General features: G+C 72.5%; 13 protein-coding genes. 8 read left to right on the top strand and 5 right to left on the bottom strand.

All coding sequences use genetic code 11. From position 1 onward, the window contains the following. Positions 1-91 precede the first annotated feature (91 nt). Entirely contained in the window at positions 92-1,249 is a 1,158-nt protein-coding gene (locus AC4BEG_RS13585) for a flavin-containing monooxygenase (protein WP_490706151.1), read from the bottom strand. 178 nt (positions 1,250-1,427) lie between these two features. Between AC4BEG_RS13585 and AC4BEG_RS13580 the strand changes: the two genes are divergently transcribed. The 3 genes from AC4BEG_RS13580 to AC4BEG_RS13570 all read left to right on the top strand — a co-directional run bounded on the left by AC4BEG_RS13580 (position 1,428) and on the right by AC4BEG_RS13570 (position 2,999). After that, positions 1,428-1,880 (top strand): DoxX family protein, encoded by a 453-nt coding sequence (locus AC4BEG_RS13580; RefSeq protein WP_490706150.1) that lies wholly within the window; start codon positions 1,428-1,430, stop codon positions 1,878-1,880. Positions 1,881-2,026: 146 nt separating this feature from the next. Then, positions 2,027-2,443 carry a Zn-ribbon domain-containing OB-fold protein gene (locus tag AC4BEG_RS13575; RefSeq protein ID WP_490707080.1) on the top strand — a complete coding sequence of 139 codons (417 nt, stop codon included), beginning with the start codon at positions 2,027-2,029 and terminating at the stop codon, positions 2,441-2,443. A 4-nt stretch (positions 2,444-2,447) separates the two neighbouring features. Further along, the gene (locus AC4BEG_RS13570; RefSeq protein WP_490706149.1) at positions 2,448-2,999 is read left to right on the top strand and encodes a GNAT family N-acetyltransferase; all 552 of its coding nucleotides are present in this window, start codon (positions 2,448-2,450) and stop codon (positions 2,997-2,999) included. Positions 3,000-3,057: 58 nt separating this feature from the next. Here AC4BEG_RS13570 and AC4BEG_RS13565 read toward each other — a convergent pair whose 3' ends face one another. The 3 genes from AC4BEG_RS13565 to AC4BEG_RS13555 all read right to left on the bottom strand — a co-directional run bounded on the left by AC4BEG_RS13565 (position 3,058) and on the right by AC4BEG_RS13555 (position 5,508). Continuing rightward, on the bottom strand, positions 3,058-3,909 hold the full coding sequence (locus AC4BEG_RS13565; protein WP_490706148.1) for a pyridoxine/pyridoxamine 5'-phosphate oxidase: 852 nt from the start codon (positions 3,907-3,909) through the stop codon (positions 3,058-3,060). A 107-nt stretch (positions 3,910-4,016) separates the two neighbouring features. Further along, positions 4,017-5,192, bottom strand: coding sequence for a thiolase C-terminal domain-containing protein (locus tag AC4BEG_RS13560; RefSeq protein WP_490706147.1), 1,176 nt, complete (start codon positions 5,190-5,192; stop codon positions 4,017-4,019). Positions 5,193-5,382: 190 nt separating this feature from the next. Then, a complete protein-coding gene (locus tag AC4BEG_RS13555) occupies positions 5,383-5,508 on the bottom strand; it encodes a hypothetical protein (RefSeq protein ID WP_490706146.1) in 126 nt (41 codons plus the stop codon). A gap of 201 nt (positions 5,509-5,709) precedes the next feature. On the opposite strand from AC4BEG_RS13555, the gene AC4BEG_RS13550 reads away from it, so the two are divergent. Further along, on the top strand, positions 5,710-7,032 hold the full coding sequence (locus tag AC4BEG_RS13550) for an acyl-CoA dehydrogenase family protein (RefSeq protein WP_490706145.1): 1,323 nt from the start codon (positions 5,710-5,712) through the stop codon (positions 7,030-7,032). Next, positions 7,032-7,514 (top strand): nitroreductase/quinone reductase family protein, encoded by a 483-nt coding sequence (locus AC4BEG_RS13545; protein ID WP_490706144.1) that lies wholly within the window; start codon positions 7,032-7,034, stop codon positions 7,512-7,514. The genes AC4BEG_RS13550 and AC4BEG_RS13545 overlap by 1 nt, the downstream gene beginning before the upstream one ends. A gap of 179 nt (positions 7,515-7,693) precedes the next feature. Here the strand turns inward: AC4BEG_RS13545 and AC4BEG_RS13540 are convergent, their stop codons facing one another. Then, positions 7,694-8,341 (bottom strand): TetR family transcriptional regulator, encoded by a 648-nt coding sequence (locus AC4BEG_RS13540; RefSeq protein WP_201876824.1) that lies wholly within the window; start codon positions 8,339-8,341, stop codon positions 7,694-7,696. A 344-nt stretch (positions 8,342-8,685) separates the two neighbouring features. On the opposite strand from AC4BEG_RS13540, the gene AC4BEG_RS13535 reads away from it, so the two are divergent. The 3 genes from AC4BEG_RS13535 (at position 8,686) to AC4BEG_RS13525 (ending at position 13,383) form a co-directional block, all read left to right on the top strand. Continuing rightward, complete coding sequence (locus tag AC4BEG_RS13535) at positions 8,686-9,543, top strand: VOC family protein (protein ID WP_490706143.1); 858 nt, start codon at positions 8,686-8,688, stop codon at positions 9,541-9,543. Between the two features lie 197 nt (positions 9,544-9,740). After that, entirely contained in the window at positions 9,741-12,455 is a 2,715-nt protein-coding gene (locus tag AC4BEG_RS13530; RefSeq protein ID WP_490706142.1) for an outer membrane protein assembly factor BamB family protein, read from the top strand. A gap of 370 nt (positions 12,456-12,825) precedes the next feature. Continuing rightward, positions 12,826-13,383: a hypothetical protein gene (locus AC4BEG_RS13525; protein WP_490706141.1), complete on the top strand. Its 558-nt coding sequence runs from the start codon at positions 12,826-12,828 to the stop codon at positions 13,381-13,383. The last annotated feature ends 52 nt before the right edge of the window (positions 13,384-13,435 follow it).

Genomic DNA, 13,435 nt, shown 5'->3' with positions numbered 1-13,435 from the left:
TCCTCGATGCGCGGATAACACGCACCGTGACGGCCGGGGATGGCCGGGGCGGGTGGAGTGGGGGTGGTCAAGAAGCGGAAAAACAGGGCGGTCAGGACGTGGTGCGGGCTACGGTTTTCGCGATCTTGCGCGCGTCGATGGCCAGTTCGCGCAGCATGCCGCTGATCGGGTTGGTGTAGCCGGTGAAGTGCAGTCCCGGGGCGGACTTCAGGGTGCGCCTGCCGTGGGCGAGGGGGCGGCCGCGGGTGTCGAGTACGCCCAGGTGGCCGACCAGCTCCTCCAGTCCGCGCCGGTAGCCGGTCGCCGCGATGACGACCTGGGGCCCGATCCGGGTGCCGTCCGTCAGCACTACCTTGTCCTGGTCGAAGGAGTCGACCGCCGTCACCACCTCCACCGTGCCCCTCCGCACCGCGTCGACGAGCCCCACGTCCTGCACCGGGATGGCGCCCTGTCGTACCCGGGTGTAGAGCCCGGTGTCCGGCCGGGGCAGTCCGCGTTCGGTCAGATCCGGCATGCTCACCCGGCAGATCACCCGCGCCGCGCGGTCCACCACCGGCCGCGGCAGCCGCCGCACCAGGATGCCGGTGCGCTGCGTGGGCCAGCCCGCCGTCGAGCGGCGCAGGATGTGTGGTGGGGTGCGGACCGCGAGCCGTACCCGCTCCGCGCCGCCCTCGACGAGGTCGACCGCGATCTCCGCGCCCGTGTTGCCGACCCCGACCACCAGGACGTCCTTACCCGCGTAGGGGCGGGCGTCGCGGTAGTGCGCGGCGTGCAGCAGTTCGCCGGTGTAGGTGGCGCGGCCCGGCCAGTCCGGCAGTCGCGGAGTGTGGTTGAAGCCGGTCGCGACCACGACCACCGGCGAGGTCAGTACCCGGCCGCCCGTGGCCCGCAGCATCCACTCCGTGTTGTCCGTCGTTCGCTCGATCCGGGAGACCTCCACCCCGGTGACGACCTCCAGCCGATGGTGTTCGGTGTAGCACTCCAGATACCGGACGACGTTGTCCCGGGCGACCCATCGCCCGAACGACCGGGGGATCGCGAGCCCGGGGAGCGCGGACAGTCGGCGGGTGGTGTGCAGACGCAGCCGGTCGTAGTGGTTGCGCCAGGAGGCGGCGACCGCGTCGGACTTCTCCAGGACCACGGCGTGGATCCCGCGTTCGCGCAGTGTGGCGGCGGTGGCGAGTCCGCCCGGTCCGCCGCCGATCACATACACCGGTGAGGACTTCGGAGAGGAGCTGTCGACTGCCATGCGGGCGAGCGTAGTCGGGTATTTGACGGGTTTCGGTCAAACGGATTCCGAATCGATTGCGGAAAGGTCACGGCACGTACCGCTACCCCTACCCCTTGCGTACAGCTCGTCCAACCCTTGAAACTGACGTACCGTCAGAATCGAGATGGGGATCAGCCGGGCAGGAGGTGGGGACACCATGCGGACGATCTGGCTCAGCGGCCCCGAATGGCTCGCGGTGCTGCGTATCGGGCTCGGGCTGTGGTGGCTGGAGAGTTGGCGGCACAAGGACAAGAAGAGCTGGTTCCGGAGCGGCAGCGGTATCGCCTGGGCGAAGGGGGTGGCGGACGGGCATCGCTGGGCGTTCGTCCGGCGCGGTTTCGACGCCGTCGTCACACCGAGGCCCATGGCCATGGCGTATGTGGTGGTCTATGCCGAACTGGCTCTCGGTCTCGGGCTGATCCTCGGCCTGCTGACCCCCGTCGCGCTGATCGGCGGTCTGCTCCTCAACCTGTTGTACTTCCTGCTCATGATCCACGACTGGGCCGAGCAGGGGCAGAACAGCATGATGATGCTGATCTCGCTGGTCGGGCTGGCCGGTATGAGCTGGCAGACCTGGTCGCTGGACGAGGCATGGGGGCTGTTCCTGTGAGCGCCGGGTTCAGCGCCGCGCCGGACGCCGCGCCGGGCGGCGGGTCGAACGCCGAACCGAGCACCGGGCCGAACGCCGCGCCGGGCCGCGGCGCGGCCGGAGCGGCGCACACCGGCACCGGCCCGCCACCGGCTCCGCGCTTCGATCTGCCCGAGCCCGATGCCTTCACCCGCCCCTACTGGGACGCCGCCGCCGAGGGCCGGTTGCTGATCCGCCGCTGTGCCGCCTGCGTACGCGCCCACCACTACCCCCGCGAATTCTGTCCGCACTGCTGGAGCGAGGACGTGGCGTGGGAGGAGGCGAGCGGCGACGCGACCCTCTACACCTGGTCCGTAGTGCACCGCAATGACCTCCCGCCGTTCGGCGAGCGCGTTCCGTACACCGCCGCCGTCGTCGATCTCGCCGAAGGGCCGCGGATGATGACCGAACTGGTCGACGGCCCCACGGGCGATCCGCACCACGGGACCGGGCTGTGGATCGGGATGCCGCTCCGCGCCGCCTTCCGCGCCCCGCGCGACGGCGCCGCGCCGCCTGTTCCCGTCTTCCAGCCGCTGCTTGAATGATCGGGTGCTGAAACCGGTGGAGCTCCAGGCCCCTGGATTGCGGCTGCGCCCGTGGGAGAACACCCCGGGCGACCGCCGGGCCGCCCTGCGCGGGCTGACCGACCCCGACTTCCGCCGGTGGAACACCCCGGTGGCCCTCATCGACGACGAGGAGGACGCCCGGGCGTGGACCCATGGCCGGGCCGACGGCTGGCGGCGCGGCGACACGGCGTCGTTCGCGGTCCTGGAGGACGCCGAGATCCGCGGCCACGTTTCCCTCAACGTGATCGACTACGGGGCGCGGAGCGCCCGCGTCGGCTACTGGGTGCTGCCCGAGGCCCGGGACCGCCGGATCGCCTCCCGCGCCGTCCAGGCGGTCACCGGCTGGGCCTTCCACGACCTCGGTCTGCACCGTCTGGAACTCCGGCACGACATCGGCAACGAGGTGTCCTGCCGTGTCGGTCTCCGCTGCGGTTACGTCCCCGAGGGCGTGATGCGCCAGGCGCGCCTCGACCTCGGCGGGGCGCCCCGCGATGTCCATCTGCACGCCCGCCTGGCCGTCGACGGGTCGCCGTAACCGACCAGGTCGGTCCCGGACTTGAGTGCCTTGAGGGCCTTCAGCGCCCTCAGGGCACTCAGGGCCAGAGCAGCTCCCGCCGCCAGCCGCCGGGCTTCTCCGGGGTGCGCCGGTAGCGGAGCCGTACGTGCCGCCGCCGCGCCTCCTCCTGGTAGAACTCCATCTCGTCCGGCTCCAGTACGTACAGCGTCCAGCTCGGGGCGGTGGCGTCCGGCTCCCGTTCGGCCCGCTCGTACGCCGCCTCGAAGGCGCGCACCAGCTCCTGGTACGAACCGAGCACCTCGCTCTGACGCCCGGCCCCGGCCAGCGCGGCAGCGAGCGCGGCGGGGGACCGGCCGCGCAGATCCGCCGCGCTCTCCTCGGCCCCGGCCGCGTGGACCCGGCCGCCGATCCGCACCTGACGTCCGGTGCGCGGCCAGTGGAACGCGAGCGAGGCGTACGGGCGCTCGGTCAGCTCCCGGCCCTTGCGGCTGGTGTGATGGGTGCCGAAGTGCCAGCCGTGGGCGTCGGCGCCGTGCAGCATCACGATGCGCTGGGACGGGCGGCCGTCGGCCCCGGCGGTGGCCAGCATCATGGTGTGCGGGGCCGGTTCGTCCGACCCGGCAGCCTCACGCAGCCAGCGCCGGAACAGCGGAAGCGGTGCGTCCGGAGCCTTTTCCGGGTCGAAGACCGGCAGTTCGCCGCCGTGGCGCACCCGCAGTCCGCGCAGCAGCTCCTGGAAGGACGCGTCGCTGTCAACCGCGTCGCTGTCAACCGCGTCGCTGTCGCCGACCGTGTCGGCCGCACTGGTCTCACCGGCCCCACCGGCCGCACCGGCCCCACCGGCCCCACCGGCCGCACCGGCCCCACCAACCGCACCGGTCCCCGGCGCTCCGGGTGCCCCGGGCTCGTTCTCCTCGGCTCCGCTCATCGGACGTTCTCCGCCTCCCGCGCCCACGCACCCCGCGCACGCTCGCCTGCCCCTCGGTTCCGGCCATCCGATCATCCGGACCCGGCAGGGGCAAGCGCGGCGGGCCGTCAGCCGCGGCCGAGCACCACCGTGCCCGACGAGCAGAACCAGCCGCCCGTGCCCGATGCCACGGCCAGCTCGGGCAGTTGCCCGTCCGCTTTGCGGACCTGGCGTTCGCCCGCCTCGCCGCGCAACTGCCGTACCGCCTCGACCAGCAGGAACAGCCCGCGCATCCCGGGGTGGCAGGCCGAGAGGCCCCCACCGTCGGTGTTGGTGGGCAGCTCGCCGCCGAGCGTCAGCCGCCCCTTCGCCGCGAACGCCCCGCCCTCGCCCTTGGCGCAGAAGCCCAGGTCCTCAAGGGTCACCAGGGTCATATAGGTGAAGGCGTCGTACAGCTGCGCCACATCGATCTCCGACGGGCGCACCCCCGCCCGCTCGAACGCCGCGCGCCCCGAGACCGCCGCGGGGGAGACCGTGAAGTCGTCCCACTCGGACATGGTGGTGTGCGAGAGGGCGGTACCGGAGCCGAGCACCCACACCGGCGGCGCGGCCGTGTCCGGTACGTACTCCTCGCCCGCCAGCAGCACCGCGCAGCCGCCGTCCGAGCGGATGCAGCAGTGCAGTTTGGTGAACGGGTCGGCGATCATCGGCCCGCTCAGGACATCCTCGACGGTGATCGGATCGCGAAACATCGCATCCGGATTGTGTGCGGCGTTGGCACGCGCCTGAACGGCGATGTCCGCGAGCTGCTCGAGTGTGGTGCCGTACTCATGCATATGGCGACGTGCGGCCATCGCGTACTTGGCGATGAGCGTATGGCCGTAGGGCACCTCGAACTGGAGGGGGCCACGCGCCCCGAAGGAGAGGTTGGCGGTGCGGCGGCCGGACCGGATGTCCGCGCGGGCGGTCGAGCCGTAGACCAGCAGTACGGCTCGGGCGTGGCCGGCGGCGATCGCGTCAGCGGCGTGGGCGGCCATCACTTCCCAGGTGGAGCCGCCGACGGCGGTGGAGTCGGCCCAGGTGGGACGCAGCCCCAGATACTCGGCGACCTCCAGCGGCGCAAGCGTGCCCAGCCCGGCGGAGGCGAAGCCGTCCACGACCGAGCGGTCGAGCCCGGAGTCGGCGAGCGCGCGGCGCGCGGCCTGGGCGTGCAGCGCGTAGGGGGTGGCCGTGTCGACACGGCCGCAGTCGGAGAGGGAGACGCCGACGACGGCAACCTTGCGGGTGCGCTTCGCTGCGGGCATGAATCTGACGGTACATCAGATTTGCTATACCGGGGCAGGGGTGTACGGGTCATGTCATCGAGATGAGGTGCGGCAGCGGTGCATGGGCGGGCGGCAGCGCCGTGCGGTGGGGGCCCGGACGCCCTCGTAGTCGCACCCTCGCCGCCGTCGGCGTCGAGCGTGGTCCCCGTCCGGACCTCAAGTGCGGCGGCTACTCCAGGAACTGTGCCGCGCACGCGGCGATCGCCACCAGAAGGCTCAACAGCCCGATCGCGACCTGCCACTTGTCAGGGCTGGTCCACCGGCCGTCCGTCTCCTGCGTGTCCCGATCGTCCATCTCCCCTCCTCGCTCCTCCGACAGGCCCCGGAGGACAGGGCCACCGCCGGTTGCGAACTCCGGCGGAGCTGAAGGGAGGAACGTGGTGGGGCGGCGCCCATCCTACAAAGCGCGGTGGGCGGAAGGGGTGGGAAAGTGCGGATTGCCTCTCTAGTATGACGGCCCGTCAGAAACGGCCGGTCGGAGACGGAGGGCTCACCGATGGACGCCGCGTTCACCGAGGAACAGGACCAGATCCGCCGTACGCTGCGCGAACTGCTGCGGGAGCGGTGCGACGCGAACGCGGTCAAGGCGGCGGTCCGCACCGCGCCCGGCCATGACGGTTCGCTGTGGCGGCTGCTCGCCCGGAGTCCGGGCCTCCCCGGGCTGGCCCTGCCCGAGACGTACGGCGGTGTCGGCTGCGGCCCCGTCGAACTGGCTCTGGCCTGCGAAGAGGCCGGACGGGCGCTGCTTCCCTCGCCCCTGCTGGCCACCGCCGTGCTCACCGCGCCGCTCCTCGCCCGGCTCGGCACCGGCGCCCAGTGCGCCGAACTGCTGCCGCGGATCGTGAGCGGGGAGCTGACGGCGGCGCTCGCGGTGCCGGGCGATGCGCTGCCGGAGGCGCTCGGGCTGACCGGAACGCGCCCGGAGGCCGCCGGGGGAACGCGGAACGGCTGGGCGGGCGGCGGGCGCGCGGGCGGGGTGCAGGCGCGCCATGACGGCGAGGCGGGGTGGCGGCTGTACGGACAGGTGGCGCAGGTGCTCGACGGTCACAGCGCGGGGCTGCTGCTGGTCGCGGCCCACACCGGGGGCTATACGCGCGGCCGGACCCTGCTGTTCCTGGTCCGGGGCGAGGCGGCCGGGCTCACCCGCACCCGGCTGACCGCGCTCGACGAGACGCGGCCGCAGGCCCGTATCGAGCTGCGGGACGTGGCGGCGCAGCCGCTGGGCGGCGACCCCGGCCGGGGCGCGGGTCCGACCGCGGACGGGGACGCGGAGCGGGCGGTGGACGGGCTGGTCCGGCTGGGCGCGACCGCCGCCGCCCAACTCGCCGCCGAGGCCGTGGGGGTGGCCGACGCGGCGCTGACGCGCACGGTCGGGTACGTACGGGAGCGGGAGCAGTTCGGCCGTCCGATCGGCTCCTTCCAGGCGGTCAAGCACCGGCTGGCGGAGGTCTACGTCCGGGTCCAGGCGGCCCGTTCGGCGGCGTACTACGCGGCCTGGGCGACCGATCGGACGGACGCCCCGGACCGGACGGACGCCCCGGACCGGCAGCGGGACGACCACGAGGCGGCGGTCGCGGGCGGCCTGGCGCTCGCCCAGGCGCTGGAGGCACAGCGCGCGGCGGCGGCCGAGGCCGTACAGCTCCACGGCGGTATCGGCTTCACTTGGGAGCACGAGGCCCATCTCGCCTTCAAGCGGGCGGCCTCGGACGAGCTGCTCTTCGGTCCCGTCCACCGGCTGCGGGCGTGCGCGGCGGAGCGGGACGGGCTGTTCGGCGTCGCGTCGCCCACGGCGGCTTCCCGGACGGCGGTGGCGGTCTGATGGCCGGTCATGGTGTGCGGCTGGTGCGGAAGGTGTCGTCGACCCGCGCGTTCGCGAAGGTCGCACCGCATCTGATCCCGGCGTTCGACCGCACCGTCCACCGGCTGACCCGCGGCCGGGTGCTGCCGAGCGCGCTGATGCTGCCCGGGGTGATCCTCACGGCCCGGGGCGCGCGGACGGGACAGCCCCGCCGTACACCGCTGGCGTGCATGCCGGAGGAGGACGGCAGCTGGATTCTGGTCGGCAGCAACTTCGGCCGCCCGGGGCATCCGGCGTGGACCGCGAATCTGCTGCGGCACCCGGACGCGGAGATCAGCTGGCAGGGCCGGGACATCGCGGTACGGGCACGGCTGCTGGAGGGCCCGGAACGGGAGTCGGTGTGGGCGGCGGTGCTGGCCTTCTGGCCGCCGTACGCGAGCTATCAGGCACGGGTGGAGCGTCGGATCCGCCTCTTCCGGCTGGAATCGGACCCGCGCGACTGAGCGGAAAAACCTGGGAAAAAAACCTTCCTTCTGCCCCGGATGCCCCTCCGTTCCCCGCGGCAGCCGCCCCGTCCCGGAGAACGGCCGCGGCGGACCACTCGGGTCGAGTGGTCCGCCGCGGCGTGACAGGACGTGCTGGCCCGCCGGTCGGCCGGACCGGCGCGCGCGGTGCTACCCGGCTATTTCGCCGGCTTCCGGCCGGTGACGCCCAGGTGCACGATGTGGGCCAGGCTCGGCTTGAGCTCCGCCTGCTTCACACCCCAGCTCTGGAAGCCCTTCTGGTGCGCGGCGACCGCGGCCAGCATCGCGACGAGCGAGCCCGCGACCGCCGCGGCGCTGATGTGCTTGTCGATCCGGCCCTTCGCCTGGAGGTCCTTGACGGCGTCCGTGAGGGAGTTGGTCACGGCGTTGAGGATCTTCATGCGGATCTTGTAGAACCGCTTGTCGCCCTCGGCCGCACCCAGGTCGACCACCCTCAGGATGGCGTCGTGTTTGCGCCAGAACGAGAGGAAGCCGTCGACCAGGTCCTCCGCGGCCTGTGCCCCGGACTTCCCGGCCCAGGAGCGCCCGGCGACCAGATCGGTCAGCGCCGCGCCCTCCTTCGCCATCTCCTCCGCGAGCTCGAGGACGGCGCCCTCCACATCGGGGAAGTATTGGTAGAACGTCGCAGGCGAGGTCCCTGCCTTGCGTGCGACATCGATGACCTTGACATCTCGGTACGGGGATGAGCTGAGCATCTCGCTGAGGCAGTCGAGCAGCTTCTGCCGCGTCGCCTGCCCGCGGCGACCGGCCACCCGCCCGTCGACGGTGCGTACTTGTCCTGTCATGCCGTCAGCTTACCGAGGGGTGATCAGAGCGCGATTCGGCTGCGTGCAAATGGGGTTAGCGAGGGATGAGAGGGTTTGTCGGGCCTCCCAAGCAGGTCGGAATGGCTTATTCCGGCCGTTGTCGGCCCGTGGAACCCCGTCCGGGTCCACTCACCCACATGAGTGATTCATGTTATCAACAGCCTGTGGATAACCATGGTGGATGAGCGGCTAGGGACCCGGGCACGACCGTGCAGGATTGGCCGAAAGGTGAGAATTCCGGAGCGGGCGCGGGGGGCGATCCCCCGTTAGCGTGGCAATAGGGAAGAACGCTCCCTACAGGAGGACACGGGAGGATCCGGGACATGGCCGCATTCGCCGAAGGCGTGCCCTGCTGGGCGGACGCGATGCTTCCCGACCTCGAGGCGGGCAAGCGCTTCTACGGCGAGCTGTTCGGCTGGACCTTCGAGGAGCGCGCCACGGACTACGGCCTGTACACCCGCGCGCTGCTCGGCGGAAAGGATGTCGCGGGGCTCGTGCCCAAGCCCGACGGACGGATGCCGACCGTCTGGAACATCTACTTCGCCACCAGGGATGCCGCCGCGACCGCCGCCCGGATCCGTGAGGCGGGCGGCCGGGTGATCGCCCCGCCCGTGTGGATCGACGACTCCTGTGTCATGGCCACGGCCGCCGACCCGGGTGGCGCGGTCTTCGGGCTCTGGCAGGCGGGCAGCCACTCCGGCTTCGCCCGGCGCGGCACCCCGGGCTCGTACGGCTGGACCGAGGTCCACACCCGCCAGCCCCGTCCGGTGGACGCCTTCTACCGGGCGGTCTTCGGATACGTCATGGAGCCCGTCACCCTGCGCGCGTCCGGTGCCGCCGCGGCACCCGGGTCCCGGGACGCCGCCGCCCCCGATCTCGTCCTCTGGTCACCGCGCGGTGGGCCCGCCGGGCCCCGGTACGCGATCGGTGGACGGGTGGTGATCGACGACCGGTACCCGGCCGAACTGCCCGCGCATTTCCTCACGTACTTTGTGGTGGCGGACTGCGACCAAGCGCTGCGCACGGCCCACCGGCTGGGCGCGCGAGTTCTCAATGACCCCGAAGATACGCCGTACGGGCGTTTCGCGGTCCTTGCGGACAATCAGGGCGCGGTTTTCGCCGTCATCGACACCTCGGCGACGGGCCCTTCCGCGGCGGAGAGCAGGGCGGGGCCGGGCTGAGAGCGCGGTGACGGCCGCGCCGTCGAGCCGGGTGGTGTCCGGCTCCGTATCGCCCGATGACACGACGATTCGCCCCCGGGTTCGCAACCGCCGCCTTCGCCAGAGAGAATGCGGGATGCGTGCCGCCGGACGGTTTGTCGGTGAGACGCTGCACGGGGCTGTATTTTTTCAAGCCCCCACGGGGAGGTGGCAAGCAAGTGGTGGAGCAGCTGACGCAGCACGATCCGAGGCGGATCGGCCCTTTCGAGGTGCTCGGTCGGCTCGGCGCGGGCGGCATGGGGCTGGTCTATCTGGCCCGCTCGGCATCGGGCCGACGGGTCGCGATCAAGACGGTGCGGACCGAGCTCGCCGAGGACCAGCTGTTCCGCGTCCGCTTCACCCGTGAGGTGGAGGCGGCCCGCGCGGTCAGCGGCTTCTACACGGCCGCGGTGGTCGACGCCGATCCACGGGCGGCGGTGCCCTGGCTGGCCACGGCGTACGTCCCCGCGCCCTCCCTCGAGGAGATCGTCAACGAGTGCGGACCCATGCCCGCCCAGGCGGTGCGCTGGTTGGCGGCCGGGGTCGCCGAGGCGTTGCAGTCCATCCACGGCGCGGGGCTGGTCCACCGGGATCTGAAGCCGTCGAACGTCCTGGTCGTCGAGGACGGCCCGCGCGTGATCGACTTCGGAATCGCCTCCGGTGTCTCGAACACCCGGCTGACGATGACGAACGTCGCCGTCGGCACCCCCGCCTATATGTCGCCCGAGCAGGCGCGTGATTCGCGCAGTGTGACCGGCGCCAGCGACATCTTCTCGCTCGGCTCGACCCTGACCTTCGCGGCCACCGGACATGCGCCCTTCCACGGCGCGAACCCGGTGGAGACCGTGTTCATGCTGCTGCGCGAGGGCCCGGACCTGACCGGGCTGCCGGACGAGCTGCGGCCGCTGATCGAATCGTGCATGCAGATGGAGGCCGACCGCCGCCCCTCCCCGGCCGACCTCCAGTCGCAGCTGGCCCCGCATCTGTTCGCCTCCAACGCCGACGACAGTGGTACGGCCTCGGCCTGGCTCCCCGGGGGTGCCGTCGCGCTCATCGAGCGCAAGCGCAGCGGGCGCAACCAGGTGCGCGGCGCCTCCGGCTCGCGCCCCGCGCCCGGTGGCGGCGGCCGCTCCTCCCGAGGCTCCTCCCACGGCGCCTCCCAAGGCGCCTCCCCGGGCGGTGGAAGCGGCAGCGCCGGGCGTGCCTCGGCCCCGCTGCCGCCGGAGCGCCCGCCCACACCGCCGCCCTCCTACGCGCAGCCCGCCGGAGCCGCCACCGGGGACGGCCCCGGCGGCCGCCACGGGGCGTCGCCCGCCGGTGCGGGCGGCTGGGAGCCGGTGGGCGTGGGCGACCCGCGCGGCGGTCTGCGCGCCCCGGAAGCCGCGAGCCCGCCGAGCGCCCTGGGCTCCATCGGACCTGGGCGGCATGCCGCCCCCGCCGGGCCCCCGTCCGCCGTACCGTCCGCGCCGCCCTCCGTCGTACCGTCCGCGCCCCTGCCCGCCGCGGCCGACGGCCCGGTGCAGCTGCCCGGCTCGAAGGTGCCGATCGGGCCCGGGATGCGGGCCGCGGACACCCGCGAGCCGCAGCCGCGGCAGGACACCGGCCCCGCCACGGGCTGGGTGCGCCCGCCCAGCGGACTGACCACCGGCGGGGTGAACGGCGGTGAGGCCGCGGCCACGGGCGCCGTGCCGCCGCCCTCCCACGCCGCGTCCGCCGACGCGGCCGACGGGCCGGGCGGCGCGGGCGGCCAGGGCCGCTGGCGACCCTGGCGGTTCCGGATGTCCAACGACGTCTGGGGCACCCCGGCCGTCGCCGACGATCTGCTCTACGTCACCTCCTTCGAGGTGCACGCCCTGGATGTGGCCACCGGGCGGCGGCAGTTCAAGACCCGCGACGTGGCCTGGGCGATGGCCGTGGCCAACGGGCGGATCCATGCCTCCGACGGCCCGACGCTCTACGCGCTGGACGCGGAGGACGGCGCCGAGCGCTGGCGGCTGTCGACCGACGGCTGGGTCTACTCGCTCAAGGTGGACCGCGGCACGGTCGTCACCGGTACCCGCGGCGGTGGCGTCCAGGCGTGGGAGGCGGCCAACGGCGAGTTGCTGTGGGAGAAGCAGGGCCTCCAGACGGACTTCGAGACGCCCGAGTCCGGGCCGGTCATCCACGACGGCACGGTCTATGTGTGGGCGGACGGGCGGCTGCGCGCCCTGGAGGCGCGCACCGGCGCGGAGCGCTGGTCGTACCCGATCGGCGACGCGGCGTCCTGTGGCGGGGTCCCGATGCGGCTGCTGTCGGCCCCCGACGGAGCCGTCTATGTCACCGCCGGTACCCGGGTGCTGGCGATCGACATCGCCCGCGGCGAAGTGCGGTGGCGTTTCGAGGCGCCCGCCGTCTTCCTGTGCGCGCCCGCGTACGCGCCGGGGCCCGCGGTGACCGGCGGCGGTATCTACATCGCCGACTACCTCGGCACGGTCTACGCCTTGGACGCGGCGAACGGCCGCGACCGCTGGCGGATCGCCACCGAGTCGCGCCAGTCGATCGAACCGGTGCTGGTGGCCGACGGCTCGGTGCATCTGGGCAGCGGCAGCGCGCTGTACACGCTCGACGCGGTCACCGGCACCCCCAAGTGGCGTTTCGCCGCGGGCGGAGAGGTCATCGGCTCTCCGGTCGTCGCGGACGGGCGGGTCCACTTCGGCTCGGCCGACCACTGTCTCTACACGGTGGACGCGGCAGGCGGACAGCTGCGGTGGAAGCTGGCCACGGGCGGTGAGATCACCGGGTCCCCGGTGGCCGCCGGGGGTGTGGTGTACGCGTGCAGCAAGGACCGCTGCGTCTACGCGCTGGACGCGGTCAAGGGCACCGGGCAGTCGCGCCCGTCCGGCAACCGCCCGTGACGGACGGTCGGCCCGGGGGCGTCGCTCCCGGGCCGACGGCGGTGCTCCTGACAACTCCTGCTACCGTCATGCGCGTTCAGCGACCTCCCGAGGGAGCACGGGAGGTCGGTGGACCGTTCCGAGGCGTGCCCGTCCGAGGCGCCCGGAACCGGGCTCCGTTCCCCCGTCCGCCGCGTTCGTGGAACCTCGATGCCGTCCGGAACCGCGGTGACGGGTGAGGTCGTCTCCGACTACTGAGAATCCGAGCCACTGAGTATCCGGGCCGACCCCGATGTGACTTTGGGGTAGGAAGTGCCGTTGCTAGGGTGGCGTGCACTTGTCAACTGGCTTGCGGTTGGCTCGTTTGTGTCTTTCAACGGGGGAGAATTTCATGCATCGCCGTTCTGCACGCCTGCTTGCCGTCACCCTCATCGGGCTGATGGCGCTCACCGGATGCGGAAAGAAGGGCAGGAGCCACGGCGGCGGATTGGGCGGTCTCGGCTCGGGCGGCAGCGGCGGTGCCTCCCCGGCATCCGACCCCAGCGGTCTGCCCAGCGGCGTGCCCACCGATCTGCCGTCGGGCGCCCCCTCGTACACCCCGGGCTACCCGACGCCCTCCAGCTCCTACAGCTACTCGGCGCCGCCCACCTACAACCCGGACGCCACGAACGAGACCAGCGGCACCAACTGCCGCTACGACCAGTCCACCGGGCAGTTCAAGTACGACGTGAAGGTCACCAACACCGACTCCAGCCGGAGTTTCCGCTACTCGATCAGCGTCAAGTGGAACGACTACGCGGACGAGGGACTGCTCGGTTACGACAGCGAGGACGTGACCGTCCTGCCCGGCCAGAGCGAGACCTTCACCGCGACCGCCAGTTACACCATCACCAAGCGGACCCAGTACACCTGCCAGATCAGCCTGGCCAGCAAGTACACCACCAGCTGAGCCTGCCCAGGGGAAGAATGGGCATCCTCACCGCCTGCCTCCGGGGGTTGCG

The sequence above is a fragment of the Streptomyces sp. JLBJ103 genome, assembly GCF_058215575.1.
The sequence above is the reverse complement of the archived record's forward strand: the minus strand, read 5'-3'. Positions and strand labels throughout refer to the sequence as shown.

Excerpts from the sequence above, each read along its gene's own strand:
- AC4BEG_RS13585 (WP_490706151.1), bottom strand. The coding sequence starts at position 1,249 with ATGGCAGTCGACAGCTCCTCTCCGAAGTCCTCACCGGTGTATGTGATC.
- AC4BEG_RS13555 (WP_490706146.1), bottom strand. The coding sequence starts at position 5,508 with ATGGACGATCGGGACACGCAGGAGACGGACGGCCGGTGGACCAGCCCT.
- AC4BEG_RS13550 (WP_490706145.1), top strand. The coding sequence starts at position 5,710 with ATGGACGCCGCGTTCACCGAGGAACAGGACCAGATCCGCCGTACGCTG.
- AC4BEG_RS13580 (WP_490706150.1), top strand. The coding sequence starts at position 1,428 with ATGCGGACGATCTGGCTCAGCGGCCCCGAATGGCTCGCGGTGCTGCGT.
- AC4BEG_RS13540 (WP_201876824.1), bottom strand. The coding sequence starts at position 8,341 with ATGACAGGACAAGTACGCACCGTCGACGGGCGGGTGGCCGGTCGCCGC.
- AC4BEG_RS13545 (WP_490706144.1), top strand. The coding sequence starts at position 7,032 with ATGGCCGGTCATGGTGTGCGGCTGGTGCGGAAGGTGTCGTCGACCCGC.
- AC4BEG_RS13535 (WP_490706143.1), top strand. The coding sequence starts at position 8,686 with ATGGCCGCATTCGCCGAAGGCGTGCCCTGCTGGGCGGACGCGATGCTT.
- AC4BEG_RS13525 (WP_490706141.1), top strand. The coding sequence starts at position 12,826 with ATGCATCGCCGTTCTGCACGCCTGCTTGCCGTCACCCTCATCGGGCTG.
- AC4BEG_RS13565 (WP_490706148.1), bottom strand. The coding sequence starts at position 3,909 with ATGAGCGGAGCCGAGGAGAACGAGCCCGGGGCACCCGGAGCGCCGGGG.
- AC4BEG_RS13560 (WP_490706147.1), bottom strand. The coding sequence starts at position 5,192 with ATGCCCGCAGCGAAGCGCACCCGCAAGGTTGCCGTCGTCGGCGTCTCC.